The organism is Corynebacterium sp. c25Ua_89, from assembly GCF_047459735.1.
Lineage (GTDB): Bacteria > Actinomycetota > Actinomycetes > Mycobacteriales > Mycobacteriaceae > Corynebacterium > Corynebacterium simulans.
The window spans coordinates 339,413-358,232 of the sequence record NZ_JASBOD010000002.1 but is presented as its reverse complement, the minus strand read 5'-3'; the positions used below and the strand labels follow the sequence as shown (position 1 = coordinate 358,232).

15 protein-coding genes are annotated in these 18,820 nt (G+C 59.4%); 9 read left to right on the top strand and 6 right to left on the bottom strand.

Annotated elements, in window-relative coordinates:
- The first annotated feature begins 149 nt into the window (after positions 1-149).
- A complete protein-coding gene (gene ileS / locus QKB66_RS04495; RefSeq protein ID WP_414252782.1) occupies positions 150-3,326 on the top strand; it encodes an isoleucine--tRNA ligase in 3,177 nt (1,058 codons plus the stop codon).
- A gap of 371 nt (positions 3,327-3,697) precedes the next feature.
- On the opposite strand, the gene QKB66_RS04490 is transcribed toward ileS, so the two are convergent.
- Complete coding sequence (locus QKB66_RS04490; protein ID WP_414252860.1) at positions 3,698-4,882, bottom strand: MFS transporter; 1,185 nt, start codon at positions 4,880-4,882, stop codon at positions 3,698-3,700.
- A 131-nt stretch (positions 4,883-5,013) separates the two neighbouring features.
- Complete coding sequence (locus QKB66_RS04485; RefSeq protein WP_248091408.1) at positions 5,014-5,655, bottom strand: GntR family transcriptional regulator; 642 nt, start codon at positions 5,653-5,655, stop codon at positions 5,014-5,016.
- Positions 5,656-5,823: 168 nt separating this feature from the next.
- On the opposite strand from QKB66_RS04485, the gene QKB66_RS04480 reads away from it, so the two are divergent.
- Positions 5,824-7,239, top strand: coding sequence for a DNA polymerase IV (locus QKB66_RS04480; RefSeq protein WP_414252781.1), 1,416 nt, complete (start codon positions 5,824-5,826; stop codon positions 7,237-7,239).
- 2 nt (positions 7,240-7,241) lie between these two features.
- Here the strand turns inward: QKB66_RS04480 and QKB66_RS04475 are convergent, their stop codons facing one another.
- Positions 7,242-8,159 carry an asparaginase gene (locus tag QKB66_RS04475; protein ID WP_414252780.1) on the bottom strand — a complete coding sequence of 306 codons (918 nt, stop codon included), beginning with the start codon at positions 8,157-8,159 and terminating at the stop codon, positions 7,242-7,244.
- 168 nt (positions 8,160-8,327) lie between these two features.
- On the opposite strand from QKB66_RS04475, the gene QKB66_RS04470 reads away from it, so the two are divergent.
- The gene (locus QKB66_RS04470) at positions 8,328-8,972 is read left to right on the top strand and encodes a hypothetical protein (RefSeq protein WP_248091415.1); all 645 of its coding nucleotides are present in this window, start codon (positions 8,328-8,330) and stop codon (positions 8,970-8,972) included.
- 40 nt (positions 8,973-9,012) lie between these two features.
- Here QKB66_RS04470 and QKB66_RS04465 read toward each other — a convergent pair whose 3' ends face one another.
- Positions 9,013-9,972, bottom strand: coding sequence for a hypothetical protein (locus QKB66_RS04465; RefSeq protein WP_311517921.1), 960 nt, complete (start codon positions 9,970-9,972; stop codon positions 9,013-9,015).
- A 33-nt stretch (positions 9,973-10,005) separates the two neighbouring features.
- On the opposite strand from QKB66_RS04465, the gene lspA reads away from it, so the two are divergent.
- From lspA to QKB66_RS04445, 4 genes are all read left to right on the top strand, one after another.
- A complete protein-coding gene (gene lspA / locus QKB66_RS04460) occupies positions 10,006-10,533 on the top strand; it encodes a signal peptidase II (RefSeq protein WP_248091422.1) in 528 nt (175 codons plus the stop codon).
- Positions 10,517-11,440, top strand: a complete 924-nt coding sequence (locus tag QKB66_RS04455) for an RluA family pseudouridine synthase (RefSeq protein ID WP_248091425.1) — start codon at positions 10,517-10,519, stop codon at positions 11,438-11,440. Before lspA ends, QKB66_RS04455 begins: the two co-directional genes overlap by 17 nt.
- Before the next feature lie 47 nt (positions 11,441-11,487).
- Positions 11,488-12,012: a hypothetical protein gene (locus QKB66_RS04450; RefSeq protein ID WP_414252779.1), complete on the top strand. Its 525-nt coding sequence runs from the start codon at positions 11,488-11,490 to the stop codon at positions 12,010-12,012.
- A 73-nt stretch (positions 12,013-12,085) separates the two neighbouring features.
- Positions 12,086-12,349 carry a permease gene (locus QKB66_RS04445; RefSeq protein ID WP_248091431.1) on the top strand — a complete coding sequence of 88 codons (264 nt, stop codon included), beginning with the start codon at positions 12,086-12,088 and terminating at the stop codon, positions 12,347-12,349.
- Here QKB66_RS04445 and rarD read toward each other — a convergent pair.
- Positions 12,346-13,212 carry an EamA family transporter RarD gene (gene rarD, locus QKB66_RS04440; RefSeq protein WP_414252778.1) on the bottom strand — a complete coding sequence of 289 codons (867 nt, stop codon included), beginning with the start codon at positions 13,210-13,212 and terminating at the stop codon, positions 12,346-12,348. The genes QKB66_RS04445 and rarD overlap by 4 nt on opposite strands.
- A gap of 100 nt (positions 13,213-13,312) precedes the next feature.
- Here rarD and dnaE point away from each other — a divergent pair, with 100 nt between their 5' ends.
- Positions 13,313-16,885 (top strand): DNA polymerase III subunit alpha, encoded by a 3,573-nt coding sequence (gene dnaE, locus QKB66_RS04435; protein WP_311517918.1) that lies wholly within the window; start codon positions 13,313-13,315, stop codon positions 16,883-16,885.
- A 132-nt stretch (positions 16,886-17,017) separates the two neighbouring features.
- Positions 17,018-18,220, top strand: a complete 1,203-nt coding sequence (locus QKB66_RS04430; RefSeq protein ID WP_311517916.1) for a cobalamin-independent methionine synthase II family protein — start codon at positions 17,018-17,020, stop codon at positions 18,218-18,220.
- Between the two features lie 86 nt (positions 18,221-18,306).
- Here QKB66_RS04430 and QKB66_RS04425 read toward each other — a convergent pair whose 3' ends face one another.
- Complete coding sequence (locus QKB66_RS04425) at positions 18,307-18,807, bottom strand: hypothetical protein (RefSeq protein ID WP_061923410.1); 501 nt, start codon at positions 18,805-18,807, stop codon at positions 18,307-18,309.
- Positions 18,808-18,820: the final 13 nt, after the last annotated feature.

Below are 18,820 nucleotides of genomic sequence, written 5' to 3'. Positions count from 1 at the left end.
CTAAGCCACAGAGCTTAAAAGTAGAACCGAGCGGGTGGGACCGAAATCTCCTTCACCGAAACGAAGCGGGCGCATTTTCGCGCCAAGCAGGGTGGTACCGCGAGCCGCAAGGCGCGTCCCTGCACCAGCACTCGAGTGAAGGAAGATTAATGAGCGAAAACGTAGGCGGTGTCTACCCCAAGGTAGACATGACCGGTGGTTCCACCCGTTTCCCCGACATGGAGGAAATCGTCCAGAAGTTCTGGAAGGAAGACGATACCTTCAAAGCCAGCTTGGACCAGACCAAGGATTGTCCTGAGTACATCTTCTATGATGGCCCTCCCTTTGCGAACGGCCTGCCACACTACGGTCACCTCCTGACCGGCTACGTTAAGGACATCGTCCCTCGTTACCGCACGATGGCGGGCAATTATGTGCCACGTATCTTCGGTTGGGATACCCACGGCTTGCCGGCTGAGTTGGAGGCGGAAAAGCAGCTGGGCATCACGGACAAGGCTCAGATTCAGGACATGGGTCTAGCCAAGTTCAATGAGTACTGCGAGAAGTCCGTTATGCAGTATGCAGATGAGTGGGAAGACTACGTCAACCGCCAGGCACGCTGGGTTGATTTCGAGAACGGCTACAAGACGCTCGACATCAACTACATGGAATCTGTCATGTGGGCTTTCAAGGAGCTCTACGATAAGGGCCTTATCTACCAGGGCTTCCGCGTGCTGCCTTATTCCTGGGCGGAGCATACTTCGCTGTCTAACCAGGAAACTCGCCTGGATGATTCTTATAAGATGCGCCAAGACCCGACGCTGACGGTGACTTTCCCGGTTACTGGTGCGAAGGCTGATTCGGCGGCTGCGGAGACGCTTTCCGTACATCCTGCGCTTGCCGACGCCTCCTTCCTCGCCTGGACCACGACACCTTGGACTTTGCCGTCGAATGCTGCTTTGGCGGTCCACCCTGAGGTTAACTATGTGCTGTTCAAAGCCACGGATGGCGACTTCGCAGGCCACACGTTCATCATGGCCGAGGCTTTGACGGCGACGTTGGCCAAGGAACTCGGCGAGGTAGAAGTCCTCGAAACTTTCCAGGGCAATCAGTTGGAGGGCTTTACCTACGAGCCGATCTTCGGATTCTTCCCAGAGCTGGAGAACGCCTACCAGGTCATCCTTGCAGATTACGTCACCACTGAAGACGGCACCGGCGTGGTTCACCAGGCTCCAGCCTTTGGTGAGGACGATATGTTGACCTGCCAGAAGTACGGCATCGAACTTGCCATCCCAGTGGATGAGGACGGCGAGTTTACCTCGCAGGTTCCGCCGTATGAGGGCCAGTTGGTCTTCGATGCGAACAAGGACATCATCAAGGATCTTAAAGCTGCTGGCCGCGTGGTTCGCCACGTGACGATTGAGCACTCCTACCCGCACTCTTGGCGTTCGGGCGAGCCTCTTATTTACAAGGCAATGCCGGCGTGGTTTGTGAAGGTGACCGAGTTCCGTGACCGCATGGTGGAGCTAAACCACAACGAAATCGAGTGGTTGCCGGAGCATATCCGCGATGGCCAGTTCGGTAAGTGGCTGGAAGGCGCACGAGACTGGAACATTTCTCGTACTCGCTACTGGGGTGCACCGATTCCGGCGTGGGTTTCCGATAGCCCGGAGTACCCGCGCGTTGATGTCTACGGTTCTTTGGATGAGCTGGAGGCAGACTTCGGCGTGCGTCCTACCTCCTTGCACCGCCCATACATCGATGAGCTGACCCGCCCGAACCCGGATGACCCGACGGGCAAGTCCATGATGGTTCGTGTGCCGGACGTGCTGGATTGCTGGTTCGAGTCTGGTTCGATGCCGTTTGCGCAAAAGCACTACCCGTTTGAGAACAAAGAGTGGTTCGAGACGCATTCGCCGTCTGACTTCATCGTGGAGTACTCGGGCCAGACGCGTGGTTGGTTCTACGTGATGCACGTACTGTCTACGGCGCTGTTTGACCGTCCGGCGTATAAGAAGGTCGTCGCTCACGGCATCGTCTTGGGCAATGATGGTCTGAAGATGTCGAAGTCTAAGGGCAACTACCCGAACGTCAACGAGGTCTTTGACCGCGATGGCTCGGATGCGATGCGCTGGTTCTTGATGTCCAGCCCGATTCTGCGCGGCGGCAATCTGATCGTCACGGAGCAGGGCATCCGCGAGGGCGTGCGCCAGGCCATCTTGCCGATCTGGAATGCGTATACCTTCCTGCAGCTCTACGCGAGCCGCGAGGCGAAGTTTGATGTCACTTCGGGCAATGTTCTTGACCGCTACATCCTGGCTAAGACCCATGACTTGGTGGAGCATACCGATGCGGCGTTGGCGAATACTGACATCGCTGCGGCGACGGAGGAGGTGCGTCACTTCGCGGACGTGCTGACCAACTGGTACGTGCGTCGCTCGCGTGACCGCTTCTGGTCGGGAGAGGAAGAGCACGCAGAGGCCTTTAACACCCTCTACACCGTGCTGGAGACTGTCACCCGCGTGGTGGCTCCGCTGCTGCCACACGTGGCTGAGGTCATCTACCGCGGCCTGACCGGCGAGCGCTCCGTGCACTTGGCTAGCTACCCGAAGGCTGAGGATTACCCGGCTGATGCGGAGCTGGTTTCCGCGATGGATGCAGTGCGCGCGGTAGCTTCCGCAGCCTCGAGCGTGCGTAAGTCCAACAAGCTACGTAACCGCCTGCCGCTGCCGAAGCTGACCGTGGCCATGGCTGATTCCGCGCAGCTCGCTGACTTTGCGGACATCATCCGCGATGAGGTCAACGTGAAGGATGTCATTCTGACCGACGACGTCGATTCCGTGGGCACCTTCGAGGTTGTCTGTAATGCAAAGGTCGCGGGTCCGCGCTTGGGCAAGGACGTCCAGCGCGCAATCAAGAACCTGAAGGCGGGTAATTACGAGCGCCGTGGTGACGAGGTTGTCGTTGACGGCGATATCGTTCTGGGCGCTGATGAGTACACCGAGCGTCTGCAGGCTGCGAACCCGGCATCGACGGCGCGTATCGACGGCGTCGATGGCCTCGTGGTCTTGGACACCGAGGTGACCGAGGAGCTCGAGGCAGAAGGCTGGGCCGCCGACGTCATCCGCGGCCTGCAGGATGCCCGTAAAGCCGAGGACTTTGAAGTCTACGACCGCATCAGCGTTGTCCTGTCCGTTCCGGCCGAGAAGGAAGAATGGGCACAGCGTCACGCGGAGCACATTGCGGCCGAGGTTCTGGCCACCGAGTTCAATGTGGTTACCGAGCCTCTTGAAGGCCACAAGGTGGTCAAGGACGTCACCGCGACCGTCGCGCGCACGAACGTATAGACACCTGGATGTCAGAGCGTAAGTGAATAATGCCCGGAAGGAGATCGTGTCTCCTTCCGGGCACGTTTCTTTTGGCCAGTTAACCGGGTATTTTTCTATGTAGATTTGCAGGTATGCGAATCGAACACATGGCCATGTACGTACAGGGCTAAAGACCTATTTTCTGAGTTTCGAAGACGGTTCCCGTCTAGAAATCATGGCGCGACTAGGCCATGAAAAGCGGCTAGCTTCGGCCGGGTGGAATCATTTGGCATTGTCTGTGGGCAGCCGCAAGGAGGTAGATCGTCTCGCGGCGCAGCTTGCAGCGGATCGATACTATGAATTCGCCTTTCTTGATGCGGAGGTGACTATTTAGGCCACAGTGCGCAAAGTCAGCGCTGTGCGCCGGGCAGGTGCGCGCGCCAGGCAATAGTGACGTTGATTAGACACAAAATGGCCAAAATGCTGCCGATGATGAAAAGCTTCGTAAATCCGATGTAGGCCGATAGTGCGCTAAACGCCATAGGGATGAAGAAGCCGGTATAGGAGATGGAGTAGTACACGGCGGTGAGGCCTGCCAGCTCCTCTTCACCGGCGATCCGCTGGACCTCGGAGAGTCCGGCGACAAGGGCGAGGCCGTAGCCAGCGCCCATCGTGGCGGCAGCGGCGATGCCCAAAGGCAGCGACAACGTCTGCGCTGCGAAGGCCGCGATGAAAGCCCCGAGCGTAATAACCGCCATGGCGATCGCGGATGCTCGGGCGGACTTATGGGTATCGATGAGGCGTCCGAGCATTTGCACGCCAACGCCGCAGCCCAAAGTAATGACGGTCATGAGGCCGGAGAACGCAATGGGCGTTTGCCCCGCAGATGTGGCGAGCAACTGCGGGAGCAAGGCATAGGCGGCACCGGCACATCCGAATACCCACGGGGCAACGGGAACGACCACGCGCAGGAAGCGCTTGTGAGCGGCGGCCGGGATATGCAGCATTTCGAGCATCTCGCGAACCTTCAGCTCCAAGATGGTGGTCTTTACCGTACCGTGGCGTGGCTCACGAGTTTCCGGAGTATGCGTCAGCCAAACCGCAGTCGCGAGAGTCAGCAGAATGTGCAGGATATAAGCTAAGTGCGTGGGCCAAGGGCCCCATTGCGCCAGTACCGAGGCAATTCCGGCGCCCACCAAGAATCCGACGGTAAGGCACAGCGAAGCTTTTCTTGCACCGGCCGCGGGGTCCCCTCCAGCCCGGGAAACAAGCTCGGTAATCCACGTGGAACCCACCGCCATAACAAGGCCCAGCGCCATGCCACACAGCACGCGACCTAGCGCGATGATAAGCGGTTCATGCGGAGCGATGGACAGCAGGAAAGACCCCAGCAGCGATAAAGGCGCGGCCGGCAGGAGAGTGGGCTTGCGGCCGATGAGGTCAGATAGCGGGCCTCCCACAAGCAACGCGGGGATGATTCCCAAGACATAAGCCGCGAGCAAACCGTTGACGGTCACCTGCGAAAAGTGCGAAGTCTCGCGGTACATCACCAACAATGGGGTGAACTCGTTGCCGCCCCACGCGACCGCCACCATTGAACCGGCGACGGGAAACCACGAATGAGGTTTAAACGAAGGCAACACCTCCGGCGCTGGCGATGCGCTAGGCACGGACTCAGTCGCGGGCACATGGGAAAGCGACGATGCGGATGTTGAGGTTTGAGCGGTCACAGTTGATTCCTAGAAGTAGTCAGGTGGTCTTCGAGTTCGGTGCGGTAGGTGGAGTAGTTGCCGTGGCGGAGGGCGTCGGCAAGCAGGCGGTGTTGGGCGACGAAGCCACGCGCTCGCTCCACATTGCGGCCAATTGCCGTGGCTGTGAAGCGCTGCTGACGCTCGCGCAGCGTGTGACCGAGATGGGCAAGCAGGCTATTGCCGCCGTTGTCCATGATGGTCTGGTGGAAACGCGCATCGAGGTGGGTGTATGTGCGCATGTCACCGGCGTTGAGCGCGGCGTCTTGTTCCGCGATGGTCGCATCGAGGCAATCAGCAATGACGGCGCGTTCCGCGGCGGGGAGGGCGCAGATATGGCGGGCGGAGTGGGCGTCGACAAGCAGGCGCGCCTCGTAGACCTCGCGAATCTCGCGCGGGCTGATCGGGACCACCAGCGCGCCGCGTTTGGGATAGAGCTTCAAAAAACCCTCAACTTCCAAGCGGAGGAAGGCCTCGCGCATGGGAGTTCTGCTCATCCCGAGCTCTGAGGCGATGACTGCCTCGGAGAGCATCTCGGATTCGGCAATGTCACCTTCGATGATTGCACGCTTGACCCATTCATAGGCGCGCTCGGCGGCTGGTGTGCTTGCATTCGGCATGCATTCATCTTGCATACAAGCCGCGGGCGTTGTCCAAAAAATCGTGCTATTAGTGAGGCGGTGATCACCTTCGTGCTTTATGAGATCTGCGAGACTTTTCGCGTGTTTTCCATGCTAGAAAGCTGGGCAGTGCATGACATTTAGGACGCATGTTCTAAAATAGGGCGCATGCAACGCTGGGTTTTACACATCGACATGGACGCTTTCTTCGCGTCCGTCGAGCAGCTGACCCGGCCCACTTTGCTTGGGCGCCCGGTGTTGGTCGCGGGCGTCGGCGGGCGCGGCGTCGTGGCGGGCGCATCCTATGAGGCCCGCGCGTTCGGCGCCCACTCAGCTATGCCCACTTTCCGCGCCCAGCAGCTGGTTGGTCTGCGCGGAGTGGTGGTGCAGCCGCGGCACGTGGTGTACTCGGCGGCGTCGAAAAGAGTGTTTAAGATTCTCGCGGAACACGTGGGAGTCATTGAGCAGCTTTCCATCGATGAGGCCTTTATGGAGCCTGAAGCTTTGATCGGCGCGAGCCCGGAAGAAGTAAAAGAATGGGCAGATAACCTGCGGGAGCTGATTCGTGCGGAGACTGGCTTGCCGAGTTCGATTGGGGCGGGTTCGGGTAAGCAATTTGCCAAGATTGGTTCTGGGGAGGCCAAACCGGACGGCACGTTTGTGATTCCAGCAGAAAAACAGTTGGAGATTCTCCACCCCATGCCGGTGGGCAAGCTCTGGGGCGTGGGGCCGGTGACACGGACGAAGCTCGCGGCTATCGGTGTGGAGACCATCGGGCAGCTGGCGGCGATGTCGCAAAAAGAAGTGGAGATTTCTTTAGGCGCGACGATTGGTGTGGATTTGTGGAAGCTCGCTCAAGGCATCGACGACAGGGCGGTGGCCCCGCGCGCAGTGGCCAAGCAGATTTCCACGGAGCATACCTACCCTAAGGATTTGCTCACGGTAGCGGAGGTAGACGCTGCGATTGTGAGGGCGGCGGAAGGCGCGCATCGGCGCTTGCTTCGCGACGGCCGCGGTGCCCGCACCGTCTCCGTCAAACTGCGGATGGCAGATTTCCACATCGAATCGCGCTCGGCCACGCTTCCTTATGCCACGGATGATGCGGAAACCTTAAAAGCAACGGCATTCAAGCTCGCGCGCTATCCCGATGAGCTTGGCCCGATTCGTTTGGTGGGTGTGAGCTATTCGGGCTTGGAGGCCGCGCGCCAAGACGTACTCTTTCCTGAGTTGGACCGCGTGGTGGTGCGCCCGCCAAGTAAAGCGGACGATGACTACGAGGCCGGAGTTTCGGACAACGCACTTGATGAGGGGCGCGTGGAAGTAAGCATTGAGGACGAACCCGATAGCACGTGGCGGGCAACGCAAGACGTTTATCATCCCGATTATGGCCACGGCTGGATTCAGGGCGCCGGTCACGGTGTGGTCAGCGTGCGGTTTGAAACGCGTGCGACAGGCCCCGGACGCACCAAATCCTTTAGTGCTGATGATCCGGATCTAATGCCCGGGGACCCACTTGATTCTTTGGCATGGCCGGAGTGGTTTGCGCAGGACGCTGATCTGGACTCTGAACCAGGCTCTGTGTAAAGCTAGCGCGAGTATTGTTTCGGCGCCGCTTTCGCAGCGAAGACTTCGGAGACGGGGGCGCCGGTGGCGAGGGCAGCGGCGAGAAGGATTCGCGCTTGACCGGGGCGGAAAGCGCCAGCACTAACCGCGCCTTTATCGGCAAGCGTTGCACCGCCACCGGAGCCGCCGTAGGCGAGGGAAGTAGTGCCGTAGGGCACGCGGGTGCTGATGGCAACGGGAAGGCCTGCTTCGAGTGCGCGCGCTACGCCTTCGCCCATATCTTCGCCCATGTTTCCGGAACCGAGTGCCTCGATGACGAGGCCCGAAAAGTGGGGAATGGCGGCGTCGACAAGCGTGGCGTCAGCGCCGGGGTACGCGGCAAGGATGGCAACTGGGTGTGGTGCGAGTGGGGCAAGCGGTAGGGGAAAGAGCTCGGATTCGCCAACGGGCATCGATTCAAAGCCGTTGAGATGAAAGGTGTGGTTCTTGCGTGCCCCGCGCGCCGGGATGGTCATGCCTCCGAACTGGATATAAACGCCGGGGGTTCCTTGCTCGATGAGGTGCAGGCTGTCGTGGAGGTTGCGCGGACCGTCGCCTCCGGGATGATCGAAAGACCGCTGCGCGCCTGTGAGAACAACGGGCTTTGCGCCCGGATCAAAAATGGAAAGCGCCATGGCGGTTTCTTCCATGGAATCCGTGCCATGGGTGATGAGGATGCCTTCGATGTCGGTGCGGGTGAGTTGCGCGTGGACGGTGCCGAGCAGCTCATCGAGATCCGCCAAGGTGATGGAGCTGGAGTCGAGTTGGCGGAATTCGATGACCTCAATGTCTGCCGAAAGGCTACGGGCCAGTTCCTGGCCGGTGACTGTTGGAATGAGCGAGCCGTCCGCGGCCGCGGTGCAGGCGATGGTGCCGCCGGTGGCGATAAGCGCGATAGTCATGGACTCCACCCTAGCGATTAGCGGCGGGGTATTAGTAGCGAAAAAGATGGTGTTGGTGGGCGCGGGGCGCACGGAAATGGAAGTGGCGTGGGTAATGTGGTGTGAAGAAAAGCGACAATTTTTGCGCGCTAAGATGCGAAGTCGCGCCACCCAACGTGAGGAGAAAAAGTGAAGTTCACCAAGCTCGGGGCCGCTCTCATGGCCGTTAGTGCTGCTACCGCTTTGGCTGCCTGCTCTTCTTCCGACGAAGCTGACAAGGCAAAACCATCATCTGCTGAGAAGTCCTCGAGTGCGGAGGAGACCTCGATTGCCTCCACCAAGATTCCCGATGCCGCTGCTCTTAACGCCATCCTGACCAAGGCCACCGACCCGAACGTGCCGGTCGAGGAAAAGACCAAGACCGTGCAGGGCTCCGAGGAAGCGCCAGAGCTTTTTGACGTCATGGCGGCCTCCCAGGCAGAGTCCGGCGCAGTTTTTGAGGTCGTCGACCCAGTGCTGCCGGGCTACAGCCCAGAATCCGCGCTGGCTACCGTTAACTTCTCTACCCCGGACGGCCAGGGCCAGACCGCAGACCAGGTTGAGTTTGTCTTCGAAAACGGCGACTGGAAGCTGTCGAAGAACTGGGCCTGCATCCTGGTTTCCAACATCGTGCCGCCAGAGCAAGTTCCGCCGATGTGCGCGGATACCGCAGGCGGCGCTGCAGGTGCGTCGGCAGAAAGCGCTCCGGCCGAGCAGCCAGCAGAGGGCGCTCCGGCAGAACAACCCGCCGAGCAACCGGCAGAAGGTGCGCCAGCCGAGCAGCCGGCGCAGTAACAAGCGCTAGAAAATAAGCGCTAAAACTCGAAGCCGGGAATTACTTAGCTGGGGCGAATTTCAGGTCTGTGGTGGTGGACTGCACCACGCGCAGGTCGGAGGAGTCGGCGCCATAGGTGATTTTGGTGTCGATGGCCACCTCGCCTTCGGTTGGCAGTGGCTGCGACAGGTCCACGGTCAGCTGGCCAGAGGAATCGGTTGTGGAGTCCATGACCTTGAGCTCTTTATCAGCCAGCTCCGTGCCCGCGGCTTGCCCCTCGAAAGACAGTGCGCCCAGGGATGGGCGCTGCTTTACAGAAACACTGAGCTTGACGACGTCGCCGTCCTGCTCATCCAGCGTATAAGTTGCCGTTTGCAGCAAAGTGGACTCGCCGGCCACGCGGGATTCCACTGACCACTTTGCACCCTTGCCGATTTCCTCGTCTGGGAAGACTACAGGCAGGGAAGTCAGCTTCATGATGGCCTGTTCAGTAATGCCACGGGCCTCGTCGGTGCCGTCTTGCGGCGCGGCCAAGCGCAGCGAAGACATCTGGCCCGAGTCCTCGGCACGCCAGCCAAACTGGAATCCCTCGCCGGAGGAAGCGTCAGCATCCCCGGAGTATTCAGGCGTGCCGCTGGTGGCAAAAACGTTGCGGGTAGCAGGCAGCTGACCTTCGACGTTCTCGGTAGCCTCATCGACGCTGGCCTCAAGCGGCAGCGTCGTGGTGGCCGCCTTAATCTTGGAGGCATTGAAGTCCTTGGCAGCTGTTGACTTCATCAGGTCTTGGCTAAAGCCCTCGGTTACGGAATAGGTGACTTTCTGCTCGGCATCGACGTCGTGGTAGGAAAGCACCCGCTTTTCTCCGCTGCCTGCGGATTCGACGGTGATGCGCGGGGCGTCGATTGGCAGGCCCACCGGCTGCTCAACGGTTGGCGCAGGCTTTTCATAGGAGCAGGCGCTAAGCGGTGAGGCGGCAAGCGCGAGGACAGAAACGGTGGCTAAAGCTTTAACACGGAACACAGCATTCCAAATTACCGGAAGCGGGTGTTTAGAATGACTTGGGTGAGTCAAAAAAGAAGGAGTTTCGTTGGGCTGATGGCCGCGGTAGTGATCGCGGTGGCCGTCATCGACCAAGCAGTAAAGCAAATAATGCTGTCCATCCTCACTGAGGGGGAGCCGATGAATGTTATCGGCGGATGGTTCCGTTTCTACCTTCTGTTTAACCCCGGCGCGGCCTTTTCTATGGGCGGCGAGGGCAGTACTTGGCTGTTTACCACCATTCAGCTGGCATTCGTCGTGGGCGTGGCTATCGCGGCGCCGCGGATGAAGGACAAATGGCAGGCCGTGGGCTTAGCCATGATCGCCGGCGGCGCGCTGGGTAACCTCATCGACCGCCTCTTCCGCGAGCCGGGCTTTTGGTTTGGTCATGTAGTGGATTACATCTCCGTGGGACGGTTCGCAGTATTTAATCTGGCGGATGCCTCGATTACCTGCGGCGTAGCGGTATTCATTGTGGCGATGTTGCTGGAAGATACAAAGAAGCAAGCAGAAAAGGCAGGTGGCGATGCGCGAGAGTCGTAGGCTTCCGATTCCAGAAGGCCTTGAGGGCATGCGTGCCGACGCCGCCTTGGCCAAGCTCATCGGTATCTCCCGGGCAAAGGCTGCGGATTTGTGCATGGCTGGCGACGTCGAGATGGACGGTGCTGCGGTAGCCAAGTCCGACCGCTTGGAGGCAGGCGGCTGGATTGACGTCATGATGCCTGCACCGGAGGAGCCGCTGATTCCGAAGGAAGAGCTCGTCGAGGGCATGGATGTGCTCTATGCCGATGACGATGTCATTTGCGTGCACAAGCCGGTGGGCGTGGCGGCGCATCCGACGCTGGGCTGGGAAGGCCCCACAGTTATCGGCGGTTTGCGCGCGGCGGGCTACCAGCTTGCCGACGCCGGGCCTACCGAACGCAAGGGCATCGTCCACCGCCTTGACGTCGGCACCTCGGGCGTGATGGTGGTGGCCGCAAGTGAGCGCGCCTATTCGCAGCTGAAGGCAGCGTTTAAAGAACGCACCGTGACCAAGACCTATCACGCGGTGGTCCAGGGCCTGCCGGACCCGATTGTGGGAACCATCGATGCGCCGATTGGCCGCCATCCCTCCTCCGGCTGGAAGTTTGCGGTGGTAGGCGATGGCAAGCACGCCGTGACCCACTACAAGCTACTTGAAGCCTTTCGCGAGGCCAGCCTGCTCGAGGTGCACCTAGAAACTGGGCGCACTCACCAGATTCGCGTGCACATGGCGGCAACGGGGCATCCCTGCGTGGGCGATCCCATGTATGGCTGCGATCCGAACCTGGCCAAGCGCCTGCGGCTGGTCAGGCAGTGGCTGCATGCGGTGACGCTGGGCTTTACCCACCCGGGAACGGGAAAGTACTTCGAGGTATCGGCGCCGTATCCGGATGATCTGCGCTTTGCACTGGAGGAACTACGCGGATGAAGCATCCACCGGAGATTTATCGGCGGCGTCGGATAGCAGCGGGCGTTATGGCAGTAATGCTTGTTCTATTCATCCTGCTGTGCTTTGGGCTTTTCGGTACCAAATCGACGGTGGCTCTGCAGGGGGATCAGCTAGGCCCCGATAATGAGTCGCGGGAGGAATACATAGCGCGGGCGGCAGATGCGCTTGCTGCTGCCGATGAACCGACATATGCGTTGGTCAGCTTCGACGATTCTTTGAACTCGCAGCAGGTCGCCGCTCTGGCGGAGCCGGCCCCGCGCATGAGCGCCATCATCTTAGGGATGGCGGCACCATTGGCAGTGCCGGAGCCTACTGCAGGAGCAGACCGCGCTGGCGTTATCGATACGGAAATAAAGCGCCTGCGCGATTCCTATGCGGGAGTAGGCCAAGCGAATGTGCCGTCGAAGGTGGATGCGGTGATCGTCTGGGCTGATGGCGATAGCCTGCGCGAGATTGCCGGCAACGAGTTGGTTGCTGCAGTAGAACCCGCGCCTGCCGATGCCGCCTGGGGCAGCTTTGGCGTCCGGCCCCTAAACTCCTTGCAGCACTAGTGCATGCTCACACACGGGCTCTTGTAAAAGAGCTGGCAACAGAACCGGAAGAAGGAAACAGAGGAGGATAAAGATGCGCATTTTTGCCGATACCAGCGCCTGGATGCCGAACTACCGCTTTGCCTACATTGCCGTGTGGGTGGGGCTGGTGTTCTGTCTTATTGGGCTGGTGTTTCTGTTTTTTACTTCCGGTGAGCCGCTTTCGATTGGCATCTGTGCCTTCGTGGCTGTCTATTGCTTGTTTATGATTTTTCAGATGCCGCGCTGGGCGCTTGATGCGCAGGAAGAAAAAGAAAAGCGCCGCCGAGCAAAGGCAGCGCGGAAAGAGATGCGTTAGCGGGCGAGGCGTCGGGAAGCGCGGCGCGCGCGGACCAGATCCGCGAGGTAGATGATAACCGCCACCCAGATGATGCCAAAGCCAATCCAGCGGGCGGTGGACATGTGCTCGTGATTGACAAATAGTGCCCAAAGCATCTGCATGATAGGGGTCATGTACTGCAGCATGCCCACTGTGGCCAGCGGTAGCTGTTTGGCGCCCTTGGCAAAGCACAGCAGCGGCAAAGCGGTGATCAGGCCGGAGGCAATCAGAAGCACAATGTGGCTGGGGCCTTCGCTGACAAATGTGGATTGGCCTTGGAAGGTTAGCCAGACCAGATAGCCGATTGCCACCGGCAGCATCGCGATGGTCTCCGCCGCCACCGAACCGGTAGAGGAGACGTGGATGCGCTTTTTCATAAGGCCGTAGATGCCAAAGCTAAACGCCAAAGCCAGGGAGATATACGGCGCCTGGCCGGTCATAAACGTCAGCCAGATAACGGCGATGAAGGCCACGCCAACCGATGCCGCCTGCGCCTTGTTGAGCGTTTCCTTCAAGAAGATGATGCCGAGCGCCACCGAAACAAGCGGGTTGATGAAGTAGCCCAGCGCGGCGTCGGCAACATGCCCGGAGTTAATCGCAATGACGTAAGTGCCCCAGTTGACCGTAATGGCGACACCACACGCGAGCATCCATCCCCACCTGCGTGCGCTAAACGCCCGTAACTCGCGCCAACCGCCGGTGAAGAAAAGGAAACCGGTAACCAGCATGGCAGTCCACACGATGCGGTGCGCCAGAATCTCCAGCGGGCTCGCTGGCAGCAAAAGCGGGAAGAAAGCGGGGAAGAAGCCCCACATGAGATAGGCAGCAATGGTGTAAATCATCGGGAAATAATGTACTCGTTGGCAGCCGAAACTGCGAAGAATTCTTGTCAGTATTTTCGGCGCGGCGTCGGGGTTTGACGCGCCCGCTAAACTAACCCGCATGGCGAAAAACTCCTCCTTTGTTCACCTTCACAATCACACCGAGTTCTCGATGTTGGACGGCATGGCCAAGGTGGACATGCTCGCCGATGAGGTGGTGCGCCAGGAGATGCCGGCCGTGGGCATGACCGACCACGGCAATATGTATGGCTCTAACGCTTTCTATAAGAGGATGACCAGCGCGGGTGTGAAGCCCATCATCGGCATTGAGGCCTACATGGCGCCGGAGTCGCGCTTTAACAAAAAGCGCGTGCTGTGGGGCACTCCTGATCAAAAGCGTGACGACGTCTCCGCATCGGGTGCTTACCTGCACCAAACGATGCTGGCGGAAAACGCGACGGGCCTGAAAAACCTGTTCAAGCTTTCCTCGCTGGCTTCTTATGAGGGCCAATTGGGTAAGTGGCCGCGTATGGATGCCGAGCTCATCGCAGAGCATGCAGAAGGCATCATCGCCACTACCGGTTGCCCGTCTGGCGACGTCCAGACTCGCCTGCGCTTAGGCCAGTTTGACGAGGCGCTGGAGGCTGCGGCGATGTGGCAGGACATCTATGGCAAGGACAACTTCTTCTTGGAGCTCATGGACCACGGGCTCGACATCGAGAAGCGCACGCGTGACGGCCTGTTGGAAATCGGTCGCAAACTGGACCTGCCGCCGCTTGTCACCAATGACTGCCACTACGTGCTGGAAAGCCAGGCGCCCTCGCATGAGGCAATGCTGTGCGTGCAGACCGGCAAGACCTTCATGGACCCGGATCGCTTCAAGTTTGACGGCACCGGTTACTACATCAAATCCGCAGCGCAGATGCGTGAGATCTGGGATGACATGATTCCAGACGGCTGCGATAACACCCTGTGGATCGCCGAACGCGTACAGGACTACGGCGAGATTTGGGAGGAGCATACCCACGACCGCATGCCGATTGCGGACGTGCCGGAAGGCCACACGCCAACCTCCTGGCTGACCCACGAGGTGATGGAGGGCCTGCAGGATCGCTTCCCGGGCAAGGAGGTGCCGGAGGAGTACGTGAAGCGCGCTGAGTATGAAATCAGCGTCATCGATATGAAGGGTTATCCTTCCTACTTCCTCATCGTGGCCGAGCTCATCAAGCATGCGCGATCCGTGGGCATTCGCGTGGGGCCGGGGCGTGGTTCCGCGGCAGGCGCGCTGGTGGCTTACGCGCTTACCATCACGAATATCGACCCAATCGAGCACGACCTCCTCTTCGAGCGATTCCTCAACCCGGAGCGTCCATCCGCGCCGGATATTGATATCGACTTCGACGACCGCCGCCGTGGCGAGATGATTCAGTACGCCGCCGATCGTTGGGGCGAAGACAAGGTCGCGCAGGTGATTACCTTCGGTACCGTGAAGACCAAGCAGGCGATCAAGGACTCCGCGAAGGTGCACTTTGGCCAGCCAGGCTTCCAGATGGCTGACCGCATCAACGGCGCGCTGCCGCCTGCCATCATGGCGAAGGACATTCCGCTATCGGGCATCATGGACCCGGAACACGAGCGCTACTCGGAGGCCACCGAGGTCCGGCAGATGATTGAGACGGACCCGGACGTCAAGAAGATTTATGAGACCGCGCGTGGTCTCGAGGGCGTCGTCCGCCAGGCCGGTGTGCACGCCTGTGCAGTTATTATGGCTTCCGTGCGCCTGATGGACCACATTCCGATGTGGCAAAGGCCTGCCGACGGCGCGTATATTACCGGCTGGGATTACCCGGCATGCGAGGCTATTGGCCTGCTGAAGATGGACTTCCTGGGTCTGCGAAACCTCACCGTCATCGGCGATTGCTTAGAAAACATCAAGAAAAACCGCGGTGAGGAAATCCACCTCGAAGAAATCCACGCCGACGACCCCAACGTGTCGAAGGTATACGAGCTGCTTTCCCGCGGCGAGACCCTGGGCGTGTTCCAGCTGGACTCCGGCGGCATGCAGGAGCTGCTTAAGCGCATGAAACCGACGGGTTTTAAAGACATCGTCGCGTCGTTGGCGCTATACCGCCCGGGCCCGATGGGCGTTAACGCACACTGGGACTATGCGGACCGCAAGAACGGCCGCAAGGAAATCACGCCGATTCACCCTGAGCTGGAGGAGCCACTGCGTGAGATTCTCGATGAGACATACGGTCTTATCGTCTACCAGGAGCAGATCATGCGTATCTCCCAGAAGGTGGCCAATTACACCGCTGGTGAGGCAGATGGCTTCCGCAAGGCCATGGGTAAGAAGAAGCCGGAAGTCCTAGCCCAGCAGTACGACAAGTTCTGGGGCGGCATGCAGGCAAACGGCTACTCCAAGGACGCCATGGACGCGCTGTGGGGCACGATTGAGCCTTTCGCTTCCTACGCGTTTAACAAGTCCCACGCCGCAGGCTACGGCCTGGTTTCCTTCTGGACCGCTTATCTCAAGGCCTACTACGCGCCGGAGTACATGGCAGCGCTGCTGACCTCGGTGGGCGATAAGAAAGATAAGTCCGCTATCTATCTATCCGATTGCCGGCACCTTGGCATCAAGGTGCTTTCGCCCGACGTCAACGAGTCCGTGGAGAACTTCCAGGCGGTCGGTGAGGATATTCGCTTCGGCATGGGCGCTATCCGTAACGTCGGCTCGGAAGTGGTGGAGTCCATCGTCAAGACCCGCAAGGAAAAGGGCGCATATACCTCTTTTTCGGATTACCTCGACAAGATTGAGCTGACCGCTTGCACCAAGCGCGTGACGGAATCGCTCATCAAGGCCGGCGCCTTCGATTCCATGGAACACCCACGTAAGGGCTTGATGCTCATCCATGAGGATGCAGTCGATGCCGTGCAGACCACGAAGAAGGCAGCGGACAAGGGGCAGTTCGACCTTTTTGCTGGCTTCGGCGGCGATGAGCAATCTGAAGTGGCTTCTGCCTTCGCCATCGATATCCCGGACGACAACTGGGAGCGCAAGCATGAGCTCGCCTTGGAGCGCGAGATGCTGGGTCTTTACGTCTCCGGCCATCCGCTGGACGGTTTCGAGGAAGCACTTGAATCGCAGACGGATACGCCACTGCCGAAGATTCTCTCCGGCGAGGTCCACAACGGTCAGGAGCTGGTTATCGGCGGCATTATCTCGGGCGTTGACAGGCGCTTTTCCAAGCGTGATGGCTCTCCGTGGGCGATTGTGAACATGGAAGACCACAACGGCGCGCAGGTGGATATTCTGGTCTTTAACCAGGTCTATTCGCTGGTGGCCCCGCAGATTGCGGAAGATAATATCATTTTGGCCAAAGTACAGGTCAAGATTCGTGACGAGCGTATGTCCCTGTTCTGCTCCGATATCCGGGTGCCGGATTTGGGGCCAGGTGGGGGAGCGGGCCTGCCGCTGCGCCTTACCATGCGCACGGATCAGTGCACGATGGAAAACATCGCCAAGCTCAAGCAGGTGCTGGTCAATAACAAGGGCGAGTCAGATGTGTACTTAACGCTTGTCGACGGCGCGGAGTCCACCATGATGGTCCTTGGCGAACATTTGCGCGTGGAGCGTTCGGGCAACCTGATGGGTGACTTGAAGGCCACGATGGGTGCCGGAATTCTGGGCTAGACGGCCGCGTGATTTTAATGGGTGAACTTAGCGGGTGAATCTAAAGAGCCAAAAGCCTTAAAGCGCGTGGAGCCTTCGGTTAATCTAGACAGCACAGTCTAGAAGTGAAGAAAAACGGAGGTACACGCACTTATGGTCAACAAGATTCGCACGACCCACGTGGGTTCGCTGCCGCGTACGAAGGAACTGCTGGAGGCTAACCTTCAGCGTTCTGCCGGAGAAATTAGCGATGAAGCCTTTCACGAGATCTTGGAGCGCTCGGTAGACGACGTCGTAAAGCGCCAAGTGGATATGGGCATCGACATCCTCAACGAAGGAGAATACGGCCATATCACCTCAGGTGCCGTGGATTATGGCGCGTGGTGGAATTACTCTTTTACCCGTTTGGGCGGGCTCACGATGACCGATAAGGATCGCTGGGAAATCGGCGATAAGATTCGCTCGGAGCCAGGTAAGATTCGCCTTTCTTCGATGAAGGATCGCCGTGACCGAGCGCTTTTCGCGGAGGCCTATAACGACCCTGACTCGGGCATTTTCACCGGCCGCAAGAAGGTGGCGAACCCAGAGTTCACCGGTCCCGTGACCTACATTGGCCAAGACCAGGTGGATGCGGATGTTTCCTTGCTGAAGCAGGCGATGAGCAAGACAGGGGCCAGCAACGGCTTCGTGGCGGCATTGTCACCGGGCTCGGCGGCGCGCCTTCCCAACAAGTTCTATGAGGAAGACATCGACCTGGTCCGCGCCTGCGGTGAGGCCCTGAAAGCGGAGTACAAGGCCATCACCGATGCTGGTCTGACTGTTCAGTTCGATGCCCCTGACCTGGCAGAGGCCTGGGATAGCGTGGTGCCGGAGCCGTCAGTGGCTGACTTCCAGGCTTTCCTGCATGAGCGCATCGCTGTGCTCAACGAGTCCATCAAGGACATCCCGCGCGAGCAGACCCGCTTGCACATCTGCTGGGGCTCGTGGCACGGGCCGCACGTCACCGACATCCCGTTCGGTGACATCATCGAAGAGATTTTGCAGGCCAAGGTCGGTGGTTTCTCCTTCGAGGGCGCTTCGCCGCGCCATGCCCACGAGTGGCGCGTGTGGCAGGACCACAAGCTGCCGGAGGGAACCGTCATCTACCCGGGCGTGGTTTCGCATTCCACCAATGCGGTGGAGCACCCGCAGCTCGTGGCCGATCGCATCATCAAGTTTGCCGAGCTGGTAGGCCCGGAAAACGTCGTGGCCTCGACTGACTGCGGCCTGGGTGGGCGTCTGCACTATCAGATTGCGTGGGCAAAGCTACAAGCGCTTGTCGATGGCGCCGAGCTCGCCACCCGCGAACTGTTCTAGTCCTTCTGAATAGGTCTTCCACATACGAAAAGCGGCACGCGCCCTACCCCGCGAAAGTGAGGAGCGCGTGCCGCTTCTTTAAGGTTTTAGAACTTGACGCCTGCGTTGCGCAGCATCTGCTTGACCGGCTCGAGGATGGCCGGGTTAGCCTTAGCAACCATTGCGAGGACCTGGACAACCGTAGCGACGCCGGTCAGGGCGATGGAGACCCAAGCGAAGACTTCCTTGGTCTCCTCAGATGGGCGAGCGGACTGTGCCCACTCCGGCATCTTTGACCAATTTTCCTCTTCCTTGGCCTTAGCGGCGGCGTCCTTTTCTGCAGCAACGCATGGCGGGGTTGCCGGCATGCCGGAGGAACCGTAGCCGCTGAGGATTCCCTTGAGCAGCTCCTGTGGGCCCATGAAAGAAGAACCCGCGGTGCCGGCCTCAACAGCATCCTTGTGGTCCTGAACAGCCTTATCTACCTGGGCCTGGCATTCAGCGGACAGTTCTGGCGTGGGAGCAGCTGGAGCGGCGTTTGCGGCGACAGGGGTGATGAGAGCGAGACCGGTGGCGCAAGCTGCGACCATGGTGGTGGAAAGACGCATGAGAATTAGTTCT